The sequence below is a fragment of the Mycobacterium sp. genome, assembly GCF_035570115.1.
GTDB lineage: Bacteria > Actinomycetota > Actinomycetes > Mycobacteriales > Mycobacteriaceae > Mycobacterium.
Genome location: NZ_DATMLH010000136.1, coordinates 1 through 17,941, shown reverse-complemented (window position 1 = coordinate 17,941; position 17,941 = coordinate 1). Strand labels below are relative to the sequence as shown.

The 17,941-nt window shown below is 66.1% G+C and carries 15 protein-coding genes; 6 read left to right on the top strand and 9 right to left on the bottom strand.

The window, feature by feature from the left end; all coding sequences use genetic code 11:
- Together VNW74_RS13075 and VNW74_RS13070 are read right to left on the bottom strand one after the other, a co-directional pair.
- Nucleotides 1–983, bottom strand: a 983-nt coding sequence (locus VNW74_RS13075) for a metallopeptidase TldD-related protein (protein ID WP_325677416.1), incomplete at its 3' end; no start/stop codon positions are given.
- Nucleotides 980–2,497, bottom strand: coding sequence for a TldD/PmbA family protein (locus VNW74_RS13070; protein WP_325677413.1), 1,518 nt, complete (start codon nt 2,495–2,497; stop codon nt 980–982). The genes VNW74_RS13070 and VNW74_RS13075, both read right to left, overlap by 4 nt.
- Nucleotides 2,498–2,539: 42 nt before the next feature.
- On the opposite strand from VNW74_RS13070, the gene VNW74_RS13065 reads away from it, so the two are divergent.
- From VNW74_RS13065 to VNW74_RS13055, 3 genes are read left to right on the top strand one after another with little or no spacing between them, the layout of a single operon-like run.
- Nucleotides 2,540–3,424 carry a sugar ABC transporter permease gene (locus VNW74_RS13065; protein ID WP_325677411.1) on the top strand — a complete coding sequence of 295 codons (885 nt, stop codon included), beginning with the start codon at nt 2,540–2,542 and terminating at the stop codon, nt 3,422–3,424.
- The gene (locus VNW74_RS13060; RefSeq protein ID WP_325677409.1) at nt 3,411–4,235 is read left to right on the top strand and encodes a carbohydrate ABC transporter permease; all 825 of its coding nucleotides are present in this window, start codon (nt 3,411–3,413) and stop codon (nt 4,233–4,235) included. The genes VNW74_RS13065 and VNW74_RS13060 overlap by 14 nt, the downstream gene beginning before the upstream one ends.
- Complete coding sequence (locus VNW74_RS13055) at nt 4,232–5,572, top strand: sugar ABC transporter substrate-binding protein (protein ID WP_325677407.1); 1,341 nt, start codon at nt 4,232–4,234, stop codon at nt 5,570–5,572. The genes VNW74_RS13060 and VNW74_RS13055 overlap by 4 nt, the downstream gene beginning before the upstream one ends.
- 10 nt (nt 5,573–5,582) lie before the next feature.
- On the opposite strand, the gene VNW74_RS13050 is transcribed toward VNW74_RS13055, so the two are convergent.
- Both VNW74_RS13050 and VNW74_RS13045 read right to left on the bottom strand, forming a co-directional pair.
- Complete coding sequence (locus tag VNW74_RS13050; protein WP_414686674.1) at nt 5,583–6,428, bottom strand: CbiQ family ECF transporter T component; 846 nt, start codon at nt 6,426–6,428, stop codon at nt 5,583–5,585.
- Nucleotides 6,425–8,509, bottom strand: coding sequence for an ATP-binding cassette domain-containing protein (locus tag VNW74_RS13045; RefSeq protein ID WP_325677403.1), 2,085 nt, complete (start codon nt 8,507–8,509; stop codon nt 6,425–6,427). The genes VNW74_RS13050 and VNW74_RS13045 overlap by 4 nt, the downstream gene beginning before the upstream one ends.
- Nucleotides 8,510–8,635: 126 nt before the next feature.
- On the opposite strand from VNW74_RS13045, the gene VNW74_RS13040 reads away from it, so the two are divergent.
- Together VNW74_RS13040 and VNW74_RS13035 are read left to right on the top strand one after the other, a co-directional pair.
- Nucleotides 8,636–9,124 (top strand): MarR family winged helix-turn-helix transcriptional regulator, encoded by a 489-nt coding sequence (locus tag VNW74_RS13040; protein ID WP_325677400.1) that lies wholly within the window; start codon nt 8,636–8,638, stop codon nt 9,122–9,124.
- A gap of 117 nt (nt 9,125–9,241) precedes the next feature.
- A complete protein-coding gene (locus tag VNW74_RS13035; RefSeq protein WP_325677398.1) occupies nt 9,242–11,818 on the top strand; it encodes an ATP-binding cassette domain-containing protein in 2,577 nt (858 codons plus the stop codon).
- Nucleotides 11,819–11,823: 5 nt separating this feature from the next.
- Here VNW74_RS13035 and VNW74_RS13030 read toward each other — a convergent pair whose 3' ends face one another.
- The 3 genes from VNW74_RS13030 to VNW74_RS13020 are packed head-to-tail and all read right to left on the bottom strand — an operon-like array spanning nt 11,824 to nt 14,658.
- Complete coding sequence (locus VNW74_RS13030) at nt 11,824–12,402, bottom strand: isoprenylcysteine carboxylmethyltransferase family protein (protein WP_325677396.1); 579 nt, start codon at nt 12,400–12,402, stop codon at nt 11,824–11,826.
- 7 nt (nt 12,403–12,409) lie between these two features.
- Nucleotides 12,410–13,153, bottom strand: coding sequence for a ParA family protein (locus tag VNW74_RS13025; RefSeq protein WP_325677394.1), 744 nt, complete (start codon nt 13,151–13,153; stop codon nt 12,410–12,412).
- A complete protein-coding gene (locus VNW74_RS13020) occupies nt 13,153–14,658 on the bottom strand; it encodes a CHAD domain-containing protein (protein ID WP_325677392.1) in 1,506 nt (501 codons plus the stop codon). The genes VNW74_RS13025 and VNW74_RS13020 overlap by 1 nt, the downstream gene beginning before the upstream one ends.
- Before the next feature lie 153 nt (nt 14,659–14,811).
- Here VNW74_RS13020 and VNW74_RS13015 point away from each other — a divergent pair, with 153 nt between their 5' ends.
- Nucleotides 14,812–16,740, top strand: coding sequence for an acyl-CoA dehydrogenase (locus VNW74_RS13015; RefSeq protein ID WP_325677390.1), 1,929 nt, complete (start codon nt 14,812–14,814; stop codon nt 16,738–16,740).
- Between the two features lie 27 nt (nt 16,741–16,767).
- Here the strand turns inward: VNW74_RS13015 and VNW74_RS13010 are convergent, their stop codons facing one another.
- A complete protein-coding gene (locus tag VNW74_RS13010) occupies nt 16,768–17,280 on the bottom strand; it encodes a CAP domain-containing protein (protein ID WP_325677388.1) in 513 nt (170 codons plus the stop codon).
- A 116-nt stretch (nt 17,281–17,396) separates the two neighbouring features.
- Nucleotides 17,397–17,924, bottom strand: a complete 528-nt coding sequence (locus VNW74_RS13005; protein WP_414686675.1) for a hypothetical protein — start codon at nt 17,922–17,924, stop codon at nt 17,397–17,399.
- Between the last annotated feature and the right edge of the window lie 17 nt (nt 17,925–17,941).

Genomic DNA, 17,941 nt, shown 5'->3' with positions numbered 1-17,941 from the left:
GCGGCCCGCGGGTAGGCCAGCGCGTTGATCACCCCGTCGCGAATCCAGTCCACCCGCTCGATATCCATCCCGTTGTCGAAAATCGACACGGTCTCCGACGAACTGGCGGTCGCCACGAACGGCGTGCACGCCAAACCGGGCACCCTGGGATCGGAATACAGCGTCAGCGGCATATCGGTCAGCCGCTCCCCCACCCGCGTTCCGCCGTCGAGGGTAGACAATGCGGTGCGGCCCTCCTGCGCGCCGCGACCGGCCATCGACCAGGCCAGGTAGACCATCATGTCGGCCACCGCCGACGGCGGCAGGATGGTCTCATAGCGGCCTTCAGGCAGCTCGACGCTGCGCTTGGCCCACCCCAGCCGGGTCGACAACTGCTCCAGCATTAAATCCGTTGGCACAGCGGCGAAATCGGGCGCGCCCACCGCCACCCATGCACTGGCGCCGTCGCGTTTGGCATTGATCTCCACCGAACCGGTGGGCTGGGTGTAGCGACGCCGCAATCCCCCGGAAGTCGCCAGATACACCGTTTCCAGCGCGTGCCGGGCGAAGCCGTACAACTGGTCGCTGCCACGGAAGCCACGACTCAACCCCCGGGTGACGTCGGCGAACACCTCGGGACCGGTGCCCGGCGTCGGCGCATCCCAGTCGGCCGGGGCGCCGTTGCCGTTCAGCAGCGGAGTGGCGTCGGGGGCTTCTGGCGCCGCTATCGCCGCCGCTTGCGACGCTGCAACCAGTCCCTCGATCACCGACGGATCGACCTCGGACGATGTCAGCGTCCCCGCCCGCGCGGTATCACCTTGGCGGACAATCGAAATCACCGTGGTACTGCGCGCGATTGATACCCCGTTGGTGGTCATCGAGCTGTTCGCCCAGCGCAGCGACGCCGCTATCCGGTCGGTGACCAGCACGATGGTCTCGTCGGCACGTCCCCGCCGTGCCGCGGCGTCCAAGGCGATGTCGACCACCTGCTGCGCGCTGATCATTGGCCGGCCTCTGTGCGGGCGTTGAGCACGTTGACGCCCCGGAACAGCGCCGACGGGCAACCATGGCTGACCGCGGCGACCTGACCGGGCTGGGCCTTGCCGCAGTTGTACGCCCCACCGAGCCGCCAGGTCGACGGCCCGCCAACGGCTTCCATCGAATTCCAGAAATCGGTGGTGGTGGCCTGATAGGCGACGTCGCGAAGCTGCCCGTCCAAGCGTCCGTTGCGGATGCGGTAGAACCGCTGACCGGTGAACTGAAAGTTGTACCGCTGCATGTCGATCGACCACGATCGGTCACCGACGATGTAGATGCCGTCATCGACGCGGGCGATCAGGTCGTCGGTGCTGCGGTCTTCGGGGCTGGGCTGCAGCGAGACGTTCGCCATCCGCTGAATCGGCACATGATGCGGCGAGTCGGCATACGAGCAGCCGTTGGAGCGCGACAGGCCCAGTCGCGGCGCGAAGACCCGGTCCAGTTGATAGCCGACGAAGATCCCGTCCCGCACCAGATCCCAACTCTGTGCAGCCACCCCGTCGTCGTCGAAACCGACGCTGGCCAAACCGAATTCGACGGTCCGGTCGGCGGTCACGTTCATCAGCGGCGAGCCGTAGCGCAAGCTGCCGAGCTTGTCGGGGGTGGCGAACGACGTGCCCGCGTAGGCGGCCTCATAGCCGATGGCGCGATCGTATTCGGTTGCGTGCCCGATGGATTCGTGGATGGTCAGCCACAGGTTGGTGGGATCGATCACCAGGTCCGTCGGGCCGGGTGTCACGCTGGGCGCCTTGATCTTCTCGGCCAGCTGCGACGGGAGCTGGGCCAGCTCGTCGGTCCAGTTCCACACGTCGTCGCCGGCCAGCACCTCCCAACCGCGGGCCATCGGCGGCGCCAGCGTGCGCATCGAATCGAACCCGCAGCCGCCGACGTCGATGGTGATCGCCTCCAGAGCGGACATCAGCCGCACCCGCTGCTGGGTGATCGTCGAGCCGAAGGCGTCGGCGTAGAAGGTCTGCTCCTTGACGGCGTTCAGGCCGGCCGACGCGTGATCCACCCCGTCGGCGGCCAGCAACCTGCCGCAGTACTCGTCGAGCACGGCGATCTTGTCGGCGGTGCTCACGGCGAACGGGTCGATCTGATAACTCGAGACCCATGTGGCGTCGCTGTACACCGGTTCGGGCGCCAGCTCGACGGGGTCGGTGTTCAGCGCGGCCAGCGTGGTGGCCACCGACACTGCGCGGCGCGCGGTGTCCGCCGCGACCCTCGGCGACAGCTCAGCGTGCGAGGCGAATCCCCAGGTACCGTCGACGATCACCCGGACGGCCAGGCCAAGCTCGCGGCTGAGCACGGCGGTCTCCAGGTCGCCGTCGCGCAGTTGGATGAACTCGGTGGTGATGCGGTGAATCCGCAGGTCGGCGTAGCTGGCCCCGGCCGCGGCGGCCGCCGACAGCGCGGCGTCGGCCAGCTCGTGGCGGGGCAGGTCGAGGAAGTCGGCATCGATCCCCCGGTTCGGTGTCACGACACCACCGTAACGAGGACACAGCGCGCTAATGTCTTTGACGTGGTTGACCGCCTAAGCCCCACCGGGCGCCGATCGACCGTACTGGGGTATGCGCTGCTCGCTCCCAGCCTGTTCGGGGTGGTCACGTTTTTGCTGCTGCCGATCTTCGTGGTGGTGTGGCTCAGCCTGCACCGCTGGAACCTGCTCGGGCCGATCGAGTATGTCGGAGGCGAGAATTGGCGCTCCGTGCTGACCGATTCAGCGTTCGGCAATTCGCTGTTGGTCACGCTGGTTTTCGTCGCGATCGTGGTCCCCGCGCAGACGGTGCTCGGGCTGTTGGCCGCATCGTTGTTGGCACGCGATCTGCCGGGTAGCGGGTTGTTCCGCACGGTTTATGTGCTGCCGTGGATCTGCGTCCCGCTGGCGATCGCGGTGATGTGGCGCTGGATTCTGGCGCCCACCGACGGCGCGGTCAGCACCGTGCTGGGGCATCGCGTCGAATGGCTCACCGATCCCGGCCTGGCGCTGCCTGTGGTGTCGGCGGTGGTGGTGTGGGCCAATGTCGGCTACGTCGCGCTGTTTTTCCTCGCCGGTATTTTGGCGATCCCGTCTGATGTCCACTCCGCGGCGCGCATCGACGGGGCCAGCGCCTGGCAGCGGTTCCGGCGGATCACCTTGCCGATGCTGCGGCCCACCATGTTTTTCGTGCTGGTCACCGGCGTCGTCAGCGCCGCACAGGTTTTCGACACCGTGTACGCGCTGACCGGCGGCGGACCGGAGCACCACACCGATTTGGTCGCACACCGCATCTACGCCGAGGCGTTCGGCGCGGCGGCGATTGGGCGGGCCTCGGTGATGGCTGTGGTGCTGTTCGTCATCCTGGTCAGCGTCACCATTGTCCAGCATCTTTATTTCCGTCGACGGATCAGCTATGACCTCACCTAAACGGCCCTCGGCGGTACTGGTTTACGCCGCCCTCGTAGTGGGTGCGGCGATCACCCTGGCACCGTTCGCGCTCGGCTTGCTGACCTCATTCACCTCGGCGCACCAATTCGCAACAGGTACACCGTTGGCGTGGCCGCGGCCGCCGACGCTGGCCAACTACGCCGACCTGGGCGGGGCGGGTTTCGGCCGGGCGCTGGCGGTGACGACGTTGATGACGGCGGTGATCGTCATTGGGCAGCTGACCTCATCGGTGCTGGCCGCCTATGCGTTCGCGCGGCTGCGTTTTCCCGGTCGCGACGCGCTGTTTTGGGTGTATATAGCCACGTTGATGGTGCCGGGTTCCGTGACGGTGGTGCCTCTGTATCTGATGATGGCTCAGCTGGGACTGCGAAACACGTTCTGGGCGTTGGTGTTGCCGTTCGTATTCGGCTCGCCCTACGCAATTTTCCTTCTGCGCCAGCATTTCCGCGCGATCCCGGCTGATCTGATCAATGCGGCCCATCTGGACGGCGCCAACACGCTGGACGTCATCGTGCACGTGGTGCTGCCATCCAGCCGACCGATCCTGGTCACGCTGATGCTGATTACCGTCGTCTCGCAATGGCACCACTTCATGTGGCCGTTGGTGATCACCAGCGGCGCCAAGTGGCAGGTGCTGACGGTGGCGACTGCTGCGCTGCAGTCGCGGTATAACGCGCAGTGGACGCTGGTGATGGCCGCGACGGCCGTGGCGATCGTGCCGCTGCTCGTGTTGTTCGTGATCTTCCAGCGGCACATCGTGCGCTCAATCGTCGTCACGGGGCTGAAATGAGCCTTCGGCCACGGTTTTCCACGCTGTTCACCCTCGGTCTGGTGCTGATCGCTGCGCTGCTGGCCGCGACGGCGGTGCTGTTGGACGTCACGGCTGAGCCGCCCAGCGGCAAGACCGTGGTCACCGTCCGGTTGTGGGACGAGCAGGTCGCCGCGGCGTATCGGCAGTCGTTCGCGGCGTTCACCACGGCGCATCCCGGCATCGAGGTGCACACCCATGTCGTCTCGTATTCCAGCTACTTCAACACGCTGCGCACCGATGTCGCGGGCGGTAGCGCCGACGACATCTTTTGGATCTCCAACGCCTATCTCGCCGGATACGCCGACAGCGGGCGGCTCATGGACATCGGGAAGACCCTCGGGGCGAGCGCCGCGTCAGCGTGGGAGCCGTCGGTGGTCGAGCAGTTCACCCGCAACCGGACGCTGTGGGCAGTCCCCCAACTGACCGACGCTGGAATCGCGTTGTACTACAACGCCGATCTACTCGCTGCCGCCGGTGTCAACCCCGCCGACTTGGCTGCGCTGAGATGGAGCCCGGACGGCGGTGACACTCTGCGCCCGCTACTGGCTCGGCTCACGGTTGACGCCAACGGACGCAGCGCGGCCACACCGGGTTTCGATGCCGAAAATATCCGGCAATGGGCGTACAACGCGGCCAACGACGCGCAGGGCATCTACCTGAACTACATCGGGTCGGCCGGGGGCGTATTTCAGGACGGTGATCGCTTCGCGTTCGACAACCCTGGCGCCATCGAGGCTTTCACCTACCTGGTCGGGCTGATCAACGGTGACCACGTCGCGCCACCGGCCTCGGACACCAACGACAACGGTGACTTCTCCCGCAACCAGTTCCTGGCCGGCAGGATGGCGCTCTTCCAGTCCGGCACCTACAACCTGGCTTCGGTGGCAGACCACGCTGGTTTCCGGTGGGGCGTGGCAATGTTGCCCCAAGGCCCCAGGGGTCGCGTCACCGTCACCAACGGCATTGCCGCGGCTGGCAATTCCGCGTCCACGCACCCGGACGCGGTGCGCCAGGTGTTGGCCTGGATGGGCAGTGACGAAGGTAATCAATATGTGGGCCGCCATGGCAGCGCGATTCCCGCGGTGCGGTTGGCCCAGCGGGTGTACTTCGATTACTGGGCAGCGAAGAAGGTCGACGTTGTGCCGTTCTTCGCGGTGTTGAACGGGCCGCGCATCGATGCGCCGGGAGGCGCCGGCTTCGCCGCCGGAAATCAGGTCCTCAAGCCGTATTTCGACGAGATGTTCCAGGGCCGAGGCGACATTTCGACGACCCTGCAGCGAGCCCAAGCAGCGGCCAACGCCGCGGCCCGCCGCTAGGCGCTCGCGGCTATCGACCCAGCGGCACTTCCAGCGCGATCGCCGCGATGCAGATCGCCGCGGTGATCGAGAGCGCCAGCCAGTCGGCCAGTTTTGGCCGCGACGGCGCCGCCGAAAGCTGACCGGTGCCGCCGCGCGCCGTGATGGCATCACCCATCTCGTCGGCGCGCCGCAATGTCACAGTGATCGCCGCAGCGATCAAGTCGATCAACTCCAGAGCACGACGCTTGCGACGAGCCCGGCGGGTCGGTGCCACCGGCTTGGGTCGCAACCGGCGCGCGGCGTAGAGCACCCGGAACTCCTCGATCAGCATCGGGAAGGCGCGCAGCGCGAGCGCCACGGCAACGGCCCACTCGTCGACCGGGATCCGCAACAGCCGCAGTGGGCGGCCTAACGTGGCAACCGCAGGCGCTATTTCGCCGACATTGGTGGTCCACGACACCATCGCTCCCAGGCCCAGCAACACGATCGACAAGGTGGTGATCCGCAGGAAGTTCAACAGTCCGCCGAATCCGATTGGCACCCCGGCCAATTCGATCATCGGACTGCCACCGGCGAACGCCGCGGTGATGGCGCCGAAGGCCATTAACACCCACAGCCAGTGCGGTATTGACGGAAGCGCGCCTCGTGGAATGTGCGCGAGCCGGACCGCCGTCAGCACCAGGGCCGCCACCAGCCCGATGGTGATCCATCCCGGATAGAACGTCAGCAGCACCGAAATACCGAAGACCACTAGTAGTTTGGTGCCGGCCCAGAGGTCGTGGACTGCCGACGTGCCCGGTACCGGACGCAGTAACACCACTCCACGATTTGGCCGGCGGGTTGGGCGTTCATCCGATGGTGCCGTCGTCATCACAGACCTCCGGCCGTTGCCGAAACCGGTTCCAGCACACCGTCACGTAGATGCAGGATGCGCGGGCACAGCTCCTCCAACCCGGCGAAGTCGTGGGAGATCACGATTACGGTCAGACCCTTCTCGCGGCGCAGTTCCTCGAGTAGCCGCAGCAAGCCGCGCTGGGTGGCGGCGTCCAGGCCCGCCAGTGGCTCGTCAAGGATCAACGCTCGCGGTGAGCGCGCCAGCAGGCCGGCCAGTACGAGGCGCCGCATCTGGCCGCCGCTGAGTTGGTCGATGCGCCGCTTTGCCAGCGTGCTGTCCAGTCCCACGACGGCCAGCGCGGTCATCACGCGGTCGTGGTCCTTCGGTGAAAAACCGGCCGCCGAGGCTACTTCCAAGTCGACCCGGCTGCGCATCAGCTGCAGCCGCGCCGCCTGGAACGACAGCGCCACCGCCCCGACCTGCTCATGGGTGGGGCGGCCGTCAAGCAGACAGGCTCCCGTGGTGGGCACCGTCAGCCCAGCCATGATCCACGCCAACGTCGACTTACCCGAGCCGTTTCCGCCGTGGAGAAGTAATCCATCTCCTTGGTGCACCGAGAAGCTGACATCGCGCAGCGCGGTCTTCGTCCACGGGGTACCGCTGGCGTATTCGTGCCCGACGCCGACGACTTCGAGCACCGGAGCGCCCGAGTCGTGGCCCGGGGCGGCGGTCGCTGCCGGCGCGGCGGTGGTCTCCACCATGTCGGTGTTATCCCCGGAATCGCTGAGATTGATTGTGCGGTCGGCAGAATCGGCTTCGTTGTTGTAGTGCGTGATGTGAACCAGCGCTGAGCGGTGCCGCTTCTTCAGGTTCGATAGCACTCCCAGCAGCGCGTCCCGTCCCTGCTGGTCGACCATGCTGGTGACCTCATCAGCGATGAGCAGCGCCGGCTCCCGCGCCAGCGCTGCCGCCACCGCCAGCCGTTGCAATTCACCGCCCGACAAGCTGCCGGTGTCGCGTTCCGCGTGCTCGTCGAGACCGACTTCGCTCAGCAACCGACCGACGTCGGTGGTCGTCCCGGGCGGCAGACCCCACACCACGTCGTCGGCCACCCGCGTGCCCAGCACCTGGCTTTCCGGGTGCTGCATGACAACGGCGGTGCCACCCAGTCGACCGAGCCCCACCGCCCCGGGGCGTTCGACGATGCCCGACGTCGGCTCCCGCCCGGCCAGCATCAGCATGAGTGTGGTTTTGCCTGATCCGTTGGCGCCGGTGACAGCGACGTGTTCGCCAACCTGCACATCGAGGCTGACCGCCCGCAACGCGTCGTGATCAGAGCCCGGGTAGCGGAATCGCACCTGCTCCAACCGGACTGGTACCGGGGCAATCGGCGGACCCTCAACCGATGTGTCCAATTTGTGGACATCGGGAATGCCGCGCAATCGCTCTAGCACGCGCGACAGCGCCCACCAGCCGATCAAGGACACCACTATGACCGAGACGATGCCGTGGCCGAGTAGCAGCCACGGCCAATAATGCAGCGCCTCGGCGAGGAACCACTTGAGACGGTCGGCGGCCAGGTCCACCCCGACTCCTATCGACCCGCTGAGCGGGAAGGGATGGTCGGTCGCGAAGCGCCCGATCGCTCTCAAGACGGCCGAAACCCCATCGACGTTGGCGGTGATGGCGTCGAATATCAGGTGCCGGAGCCGTGCCAGCACCGCCAGCGCGGCAACCGAGATCCCGCCGAGCACTGCCCCCGCGACGAAGGAGGCGACGATCACGGTTCGGGTGCCCAAGCCCCTGCGTTTGACGACTCCGGTCAGGCCACCCACATAGGCGCTGTGGACAACGGTCATCAAGCCGCCCAGACCGGCGATCAGAAACGCGATCACCCCGGCGGCGACCACCGCGGCAATCAGCACGCGGATGCGGTAGCGGTAGGCCAGCAGCCCCATCGGAACCATGCCCAGCAGTGCCAATGCGCCCGCAAACGGGACGACGACAGCGATGATCGCGGTCGCCGCACACAGTGCGGCCATGACCGCCGACTGCGCGAGTTCGCCGGGTCGCAGCGGACCGGCCCGTCCGGGCGTGGTCGCAGGGCGGGTCGCGGTCATTTCATCGATTCTGCCAGTTGTCCGGGTTGTTCCCCGAACGCGCAACGAGGTGGGTCCCACTAGTTTGCTCCATCGAAATTACCCGGTTGAGTGGTCTACATAGATCAGCTATGCAACTATAGAGGGATGACATCATCCGCCACCGCCGATGTGGGCGCGGCCGGGGAGGCCGGCGCCGGTCTGGGCGCGGATCTGCTCGCCGTGGTCGCCCGAATCAACCGCTATGCCACTCAGCGCATCCAGATGCAATTACCGGCCGCGCAGGCACGACTACTGTCCACCATCGACGCCCACGGTGAAGCGCGGATCTGCGATCTGGCCTCCGTGGACCACTGCTCACAGCCGACGATGACCACCCAAGTGCGGCGGCTCGAAGACGCCGGCCTGGTCGCCCGGACCGTCGATCCCTGCGACGCCCGGGCCGTCCGCATCCGGATCACGCCGGAGGGCATGCGCACACTGAACCGTGTGCGGGCCGACCGGGCCGCGGCGATCGCGCCGCAACTTGCCAAACTGGAGCCCGCAGACCGTCAGACGCTGGCGGATGCGGTCGTGGTACTGCGCCGCGTTCTGGACGATGCGGGGCCGGCCCCGCGACCGGGCGCATCTCGGTAAAGCCTGGTAGCGCGGCCGGTTGGGCAGCGCCGACGTCCCTGCAGCGGTTGTCGGCGCATGATGGCGGATAGACAACAGTCACTCGACCCAACAAAATGGGCGCGGAAGGTGGTGGCTATGCCGACGGAAGCATTCGCTTCCCCCCTAATCGTCTGGTTCGGCCCCAATCGATACATCTTTCCCGTCGGCCGAGACGTGACCATTGGCCGCGACAGCCGCGCAGATATCCGCATCGACGGCGTGGCCACGTCCATCTCACCCATCCACGTGGTGGTGCATCACAACGGCAGGCAATGGATAGCCGTCGATCGCGGTGAAGGCGGCATCTACGTCGACGGCGTGCGAATGTCCACGGTTTTCATCCATGACGGCCGGGCGATCACGCTCGGCGACCCACAGCACGGACCTCGGCTGGTATTTCAGCTCGGACCGCCGCCACCCCCGCCACCGAGGGCTGCGCAGCGCCCGGCGATACGGCCCGCACCACCGCCACCCCACGCTGCACCTCGCGGTCCCAGCCGGCCAGGTTGGCAGCCCGCCCCTGCACCGCCCCCGCGGTCGGATCGGCCGACACGACCGCCGGTTGCGCCCCCGCCCGTCATGCCGACGCGGCCGCCACCTCATCCTCATCGCGTCGACCCGCCGGCGCCGCCACCCCAACCGGCACCGTCCCCCGCGCCCTTCCACCGGCCGCCCCCGGTCCCCCAACCGCCGCCGCCGGGGCCGCCCCCGGTCCCCTGGCCGCCGCCAGTGCAACCGCCGCCGCCCGCGCAACCGCCACCGCAATATCAGCCGGCGACTGTGGCAGCCCGGTCTCCGGGCCTGCGCAAACGGACCGGGCTCGTCGAGGCACTGACCGGCGCGATGCAAAAGCTGCGACCGCAGCGCCCCGAACCCCGGCCGCCTGAAGCCGAGCCTCGACCGCATGAAGCCGAACCTCGGCCGCACGAAGCCGCGCCTACCACTGCGCTGCCCCTGCCTGAGGCGCCAGATGCAAAGGTTGAAGAAGCCCCGCTCCCGCCGCCGGCGGTCCAGGCCGGTCCGCTGCAGGCCCGTCAGGTGCGGCTCACCGTCGCTGGCGAGCAGGTGCTGGCGGAACTGTCCTTCACCGCTGAGCCGGGAACGCTTACCGCGGTCATCGGACCCTCGGAGGCCAGCACATCCGCTCTGGTCGACGTGCTGGGCGGAACGGTGCGACCCAGCGTCGGCACGGTGCATTTCGACGGCCACGACGTTGCAGCCGATCATGTGCGGCCAAACATCGGGGCAGTGCCGCGCTACGACCTGCTGCATCCCGCGCTCACCATCGAACAAGCATTGGGCTACGCGGCCGAATTGCGCCTGCCGCCTGGCACTTCCGCTGATCACCGCCGTCAGAGGGTGCACTGGGCGCTCGACGAGATGAAGTTGAGCCTGCTGCGCACCGTCCAGGTGGGCCGCCTGACCGCCGAACAGCGCAAGCGCGCATCCGTGGCCATGGAACTGCTGACCGGTCCGTCACTGCTTGTCCTTGACGAGCCGACTGCCGGACTAGACGAGGCAGCGGAACGCGAGATGACGGCGACGTTGCGACGATTCGCCGACGAAGGACGCGTCGTCGTGGTGGCGACCACGTCGCCAACCGACATCGACGGCTGCGACCAGGTGGTGCTGCTCACCGGCACGGGCACTCCGGCATTCGCCGGACCGCCCGCACAGATCGGCGCCGAACTGGGCACGACCGACTGGGCGGAGATCGTCGCGCGGGTCAGCGCGGATCCGTACGGCGCGCATGACGCGTACCTGGCCCGCCAGCAGGAGGGGCCGCCCGCGGCAGAACCATCGGGTCCGGTCGCGCCGACTGTTCTGGCAGCGCGCCCTCCGCTGTGGCGCCAGATCGTTATCGCTGCTCGCCGACAGGGCTGGCTGATGGTCGGTGATCAGCGGCATTTCATCTTCCTGACCATCCTGCCGGTGCTGTTCGGCGCGATCGCGTTGCTGGTGCCCGGCGATGCCGGCCTGGGTCCGGCGAACCCGTACGGAAACAGTCCCGACGAAGCCGTCGAGATCCTTGCCGTGCTCGTCATCGGCGCCGTCGTGATGGGCACCGCACTGGGCATCCGCGACCTCTTCGGCGAACAACGCATCTTCCGCCGCGAACAAGCCAACGGTTTGTCGGCGTCGGCGTTGATTGTCGGCAAGATCATCGTTTACAGCCTCGTCGCGATCGTCCAGATCGCGATCGTCACCACCGCCACTGTGGTCGGCAAAGGCGCGCCCACTCAGGGCGGCGCCCTGCTCGGCGATTCGACTTTCGAAGCCGTCTTCGAGCTGTTCGTGGTCCTGGTCATCACCACCATCGTCTCGGCAATGGTCGCGCTGGCGCTGTCATCGCTGGCCCGCTACTCCGAGCAGATCCTCTTGATGGCCGTGCTGGTCGTGCTGATTTCAGTGGTGTGCGCCGGGGCAATGTTCCCGATCGTCGGCCGGTTCGGCCTGGAGCAGATCTCGTGGTTGGTGCCGTCCCGGTGGGGTTTCGCCGCCTCGGCTTCTACCGTCGACATACACGCAGTCAACCTGCTGGCCGCATCCGATGATTCGTGGAAACACTCAACCGGCAGGTGGCTGTCTGACATGGCGATACTGGTCGGCCTCGGCGTCGTGGCCACCGCGTCGTTGCGCTGGCGGCTGAGGAGGCCGGGACGCCGTTGGTGATCACCTCAATGCCGTTGTCCGACATACCGCCTGACACGTCGGCAATACGCCGCGTAGGCTTCGCCGTACTGGCCCCGCATGAACTCCTCCTCGCGCAGTACCTGACGGTGGAAGAGCCAGGTACCGGCGAAGAGGTAGAGCAACGGAACCCAGTTCGGAAACACCAAGAGCTGGCCCACCAAAACGAGAAACAGCGCGACGTAGATGGGGTTGCGGCTCCAGGCAAACACCCCGGTGGTCACCAGCTCGTCGGGACGGTCGACGTCGATGCCAACCCGAAAACTTCTGCCGAACGAAATCAGGCTCCCCAGCATGACAAGTAAGCCACCACAACACAATCCGACCCCGACCCAGGCCACCGCATCGGACCGAAAAAACCTTGTGCCGCCAACAAGCGGCCAACCGAACGCCGCGGCGAAGACGGTGTAGAGGTAGAACAGCGCGACCGGCGGAATGAAGAAATCTTTCTTGTCGATGCTGCCGAAATGCATCGCACGCGTTCCGGCCCTGCGCAGCAGCAAAACTCGGGTCACGACCATGCCGACCAGCAGCACAATCGTCGCAGCGGCTAAATATCCGGGCACGGCCGTCTTATCCGATCGCTCCGTTCACCTCATGCCAAAGCGCCTCGTAGCACCTGGTTGCGACGCTGTGCGGGGCGAACGCCGTCACCGGCGCCCGATATTCAGCCATCTGCTCGATGATCGATAGCGCCGGAATAGCTGTGCTCAAGATTCCCGGTCGTTCGGCCGGCAGCTGCTCGACGAGGTCTCGGTGCAGCCGCTTGCGCCCGTCCACCATCGAGAAGAACGCACACACCCGCGGTCGGCGACCGTCGAAATCGTTGACGAAGCTGGACAATTGATCGAACGTGCGCACCGACAGCGTGGCCGGGATCATCGGCACCAGTAGCGTATCGACGGCATGCAGGACGTTCTCCGACAGCAACGAAATGCTCGGTGGACAGTCGAGGAAGACCACGTCGTATTCGCCCTCGAACGGTTTCAGCAGCTGATGAATGCGCCTGGTCGGCCGCTTCATCTCGTCCAGCTGCAAATCCATATTACGGTAACTGAAATCGGCCGGCAGCAAGTCAAGCCCGTCGAAATCGGTGGCCCTGATCGCATCGTCAAGCGACCGGGTGCCTTCCACCAGCGCTCGGCTACCGCCCTTCACTTTGGGTCGCACCCGGAACAGGTAGGTAGCCGCACCCTGCGGGTCAAGATCCCACAACAGTGCGTTGTATCCGCCGCGGGCAGCCAGATGCGCGAGGTTAACCGCGGCCGACGTCTTGCCGACGCCGCCCTTGATGTTGTAGGTCGCGAAGATCCTCACTAGCGCACCAGTGCCTTCACTCTGGCACGATTCTCGTCGGCCAGAAATGGCTGCAGCCGCCCCACCAGCGCCGACCGTGCGTTCAGCTGGTGTGCGTCGAGCTGCGCAGCCAGTTCACCCATCGCCAGCACGGTTGCCGGCGGCGCAGCGCCCTGTTCCATCATCAACGCGGCGAATTCGCGGACCGCCTCACGCTGGACTTCGCCGTCCTGGAATTCGCCAAGCGTGTCCTGCAGCGCCTTGAGCTCTTTGATCAGCGGGCGATACGGCGCGTCGGCGCACAATGGCCGGAATACCTCGAGCAGATAGCGCAGTTCCTTGCAGCGCTTGCGCAATTCATGGACCTGCTCGCTCGGCGAGTCGGCGGCGATCCGTTTGCCGCGCCCCACGACGCCTCGAAACGCCCGTTCGATGCGCTGCCGGGCCAGCGCCGCGACCGTCGGCCCGCCGCCGTCGCCGTCAGCGACCACCTGCTCCAGCGCGGTGCGCCAGTCGCTCATCATCTGCTCGAAGCGCCGCGACCGCAGCCCGCGCACCAGGCGGCGGCGTTCGGCAGTGCGATGCCGAACCAAGAACGACCGGAACGGGTCGAGGTCACGTGGATCGGCCGACGCCAGCCTGGCGGCCATGGTGTCGAGCTCGAGCAGGTAGACGTCCAGATCGCGCACCGGCGTGGTCAGATCACCGAGCCACTTGAATTCCGGCTTGAATTGCTCGGCCAGATTCGCGGGCAGCACATCACCGGCGAGCTTGAGGATCGAACGGCTGCGCCGCACCGCTACCCGCAGGTCGTGCAGGAATTCGGTGTCGATCGCCGCGATCGTGCCCGCCACGTTGTCGTCGATGACCGACGCGAACCGCGCGAGCATGTTCGCGACGGCCACCGGTCCGGGCGTTTCCGGCCGCAGCTGCCCCGCCAAATCCTGACCATCGTCGGCGGGACTGCGGCTGGCGACCGCCAGCGCGTCGTCATAGGGCGTCGTTGTCGCCGCCGCGAGCCCATCCACGCGGGCCAGCAGGCGCGCAATCCGATCACCGTCGACCTCGTAGCCGCGCAGCGGCTGGACCTGCAGCTGGCTGGTGCCGTCATCGGCGCTTTCGGTCACCAGGCGGGCAACAGTTTTTTCGTCGGCGTTGAGCACCCGGCTCTCCCGCACGGCCCGGTGCACGGTGACGACCGACAGCAACGCCCGCGGGGCAACCATCGGAGCCAACGCATCGCGCAGCCGCCCCGCCGGCAGGTCGTGCAGCAGTGCCGGCCATTTCTTGGCCCGAGCGCCTTGCAACCGGCTGCCATCCGGGAACTGCATGATCAGCGGACCGTCGTCGACGTACTCGAGGGATATCCCCGCGGAATGCAGCCGCCAATCGAAGGTATCCAGCCAGGTGTGCGAGACGCCTCGTTCCGGTCCGGCGGCCAACGCGAATTTCGGCTGCAGAGCAGCAGCGACGGCCTCAACCTCAACCGCGCCCTGCTTGCTGAAGACGCGGGAAAACCTGCCCATGGACTACCTTCCCCTGGCCGCATGGCCGCGACCGTCCGACAGACTATAGCCACGTTGGGTTAACGAAATGTTCATCTAGTTGCCCCGTCATCAAGTGTCGGGCGACCTCGCGGAGCTTACCCCGACGCCGCGCGGCCCGGGTTACCGTCGGGTATGACCACCACTGCGGAACATCTGCGCAACTCACTGGATGGACGTTGGCGTGACGTGAAGAACCAGATGCGGGAGCGGTTGACCGACGAGATCTTTCGTCCGCACTACACACCGAACACGGTGATCGCCCGCACCAAAGTGGCGGAGCAAATGAGCATCATGGCCGCCGCCGGCGCGGCCGACGACGGCTTCCGCAAAGAACACGGCGGGACCGGCGACGTCGGGGCGGCGATCACGATGATCGAGATGCTCGCGATGTCGGATCTGTCCCTGATGGTCAAGGCGGGCGTGCAGTGGGGCCTGTTCGGCGGTGCCGTCGAGAACCTCGGCACCGAACGCCACCACCAGAAGTACGTGCCGAAGATCATCAACCTGGAACTGCGCGGCTGTTTCGCGATGACTGAGACCGGACATGGCAGCGACGTGCAAGCGCTGGAAACGACCGCGACCTACGACGCTGCCACCCAGGAGTTCGTCATCCACTCCGAGACTCCGACCGCGCGCAAGGACTACATCGGCGGTGCGGCCGAAAGCGCCATCATCGCAGCGGTGTTCGCCCAACTCATCACCTACGAGGACGGCGAGCAGGTCAACCACGGTGTGCATTGTCTCCTGGTGCCGATCCGCGACGAAGACGGCAACGACCTGCCCGGTGTGACGACGTCGGACTGCGAGTACAAGGGCGGGCTGCCCGGCGTCGACAACGGCCGCATCGTTTTCGACCACGTTCGCGTCCCACGGGTGAACTTGCTGAACAAGTACGGCGACGTCGCGGAGGACGGGAGCTACAGCTCACCGATCGAAAACCCCAACCGTCGATTTTTCACCATGATCGGCACCCTGATCCGCGGACGGATCTGCGTGGGCGGCAGCGCGGGCAACGCGGCACGTGTGGCGTTGGACATCGCCACCCGATATGCCTTGCAGCGCAGGCAATTCAGCGCACCCGACGACGAGGGGGAAGTGCTGATCATGGACTATCTGGTGCACCAGCGCCGGCTGTTCCCGTTGATCGCGCGGACGTATGCCTTGCAGTTCGCGCAGAACGAGCTGGTGGCCAGATGCCACGACCTGCAAACGGCGGACGCCCCCGACGCCGAAGAACAGCGCGAGCTGGAAGCGCGGGCGGCGGGGCTGAAGGCCGCCAACACCTGGCACGCCACCCGGGCTATCCAGGAAGCCCGAGAGGCATGCGGCGGGGCGGGCTACATGGCCGACAATCGGCTGATCGCGTTACGGGCCGACACCGACGTTTTCACCACCTTCGAGGGCGACAACCACGTGTTGACGCAATTGGTGGCCAAGGAGTTGCTGACCGCTTACGCCGACGACATCAAGGGCATGAGCCCGGTGGAATGGGTGCGATTCGCGGCCAATTTCGCCGGTGAGCGAGTGCTGAAACGCACTGCGGCAGAGACGATCATCCAGACCATTGTTGACGCTCGGCAGGACAACGAAGAAGAGGGCAGCCTGTTCAACCGCGGCACCCAGGTCAAGATGTTCGAGGACCGCGAGGAATACATGATCGCCTCGGTCGCGCGCCGGTTGCAGGGCAAGTCCAAAGAAATGTCGGCATTCGACGCGTTCAACGCGGTACAGGACCACGTGCTGCATGCGGCGCAGGCGCATATCGACCGAGTGGTGCTGGAGGCGTTCGTCGCCGGGATCGAATCATGCGAGGACGAGGAAGCCCGCGAGGTGCTCGGGCTGGTCTGCGACCTGTACGCGATGTCGGTGATCGAAGACGACAAAGCGTGGTACGTCGAGCACCGGTACCTGTCCACCGAGCGAGCCAAGGCGGTCACTCGCGCTATCAACGATCGGTGCCGGTTATTGCGGCCCTATGCCGAGACACTGGTCGACGGATTCGGGATCCCCGAGCCACAGCGATACGCCGAGATGCTGCACCCGGAGAATCTGCCGAACTGAGTTCGATTGCCAGAGAGATTGACCGCGTTAAGCCGGCTGCCCGTACACCGCGACGAGGACGCTGCGGTCGAAGCTGTTCTCCGACCAAACCCCGATCTGGGTGTTGGCGCAGTTCGACATGATCGCGAAGTAGTCGGGGCGGTAATACCAATTGCCCATGATGTCAAGGTCATTGATGGCCAATGACTGGTTGATGGCTACGGTCTCGGCGACCGTACCGTGGTACCCCGCGTCGCGGGCCCGGTCCTGCACCGACGACCCGTCCGACCCGATGTCACCGTCAAGGCCACGATTGTTGAGCACATCGATGGTGTGGCGCTGTGCGGCCGCCCGCAGTTGCGGGTTGATGTGCAGATCGGTCGTGCAGCCGGCGTGCTTCTTGATGGTGTCGACATTTACCACGATGCCGTTGTTGAGCCGCTGGTTGTTTGGTATGACCGTGTCGTTGCCGCCATCCGCATGCGCCAGCGGTGCGGCGGTCAGCGCGATGAACGGTATCGACAGCGTCCAGCCCAGTCGGCGAATGTCCTTGTCAGTCATCGCATGTCATCTTTCGAACCCGAAACCGTCGTGGCGACACACCATCCGGCGGTCAGCGCGATGACGCAGAGCTGCCGGAAACGGGTAGACAGATTGTTCACATTCGCCTCACTTATTCACACCGGGTCGAACTGCGAGATGAGCCATCGATCGTGGATCCTGTCGAGAGTCACGCGCACACTCGAGGTGGTCTGCGTGGGTGCATCGTTGCCTATCGTGGTGGTCTGATCGACGAAAACCAGTACCACCGCGCGCTTTCCGGTCGCCGATACCGAAGCCGCAACCGGCACCGTGGCGACAGCCGAAATGTGCTGCTGCTTGGCGCCGGGCGCGACGACATCGCTGACGAGCTGTGTGTACTGCTGACGGAAGCCGCCGGTAAGGCGATCAGCGGCTGCCTTCAGGTCCCGGTCGACGGTGTCCGGGCGGTAGGACAGAATCGCGATCGTGCTGTCGCTGGCCGCTCGCACCGACTGCTCGGCCGCGGTGCGGGATACCCGCGCCGTGGCGTCGACCCATTTCAAGTAACCGACCCCCAGAGCCAAAACCAATGCCAGCGCGGGCAGTGCCGCAGCCAACAGACGAGCCCAGGAGAACCGGGCGCCTTGCTCGGCCGGCGCTCCTTCCGCATCGTCGTCGGCCACTCCTTCGTCGACGTCAA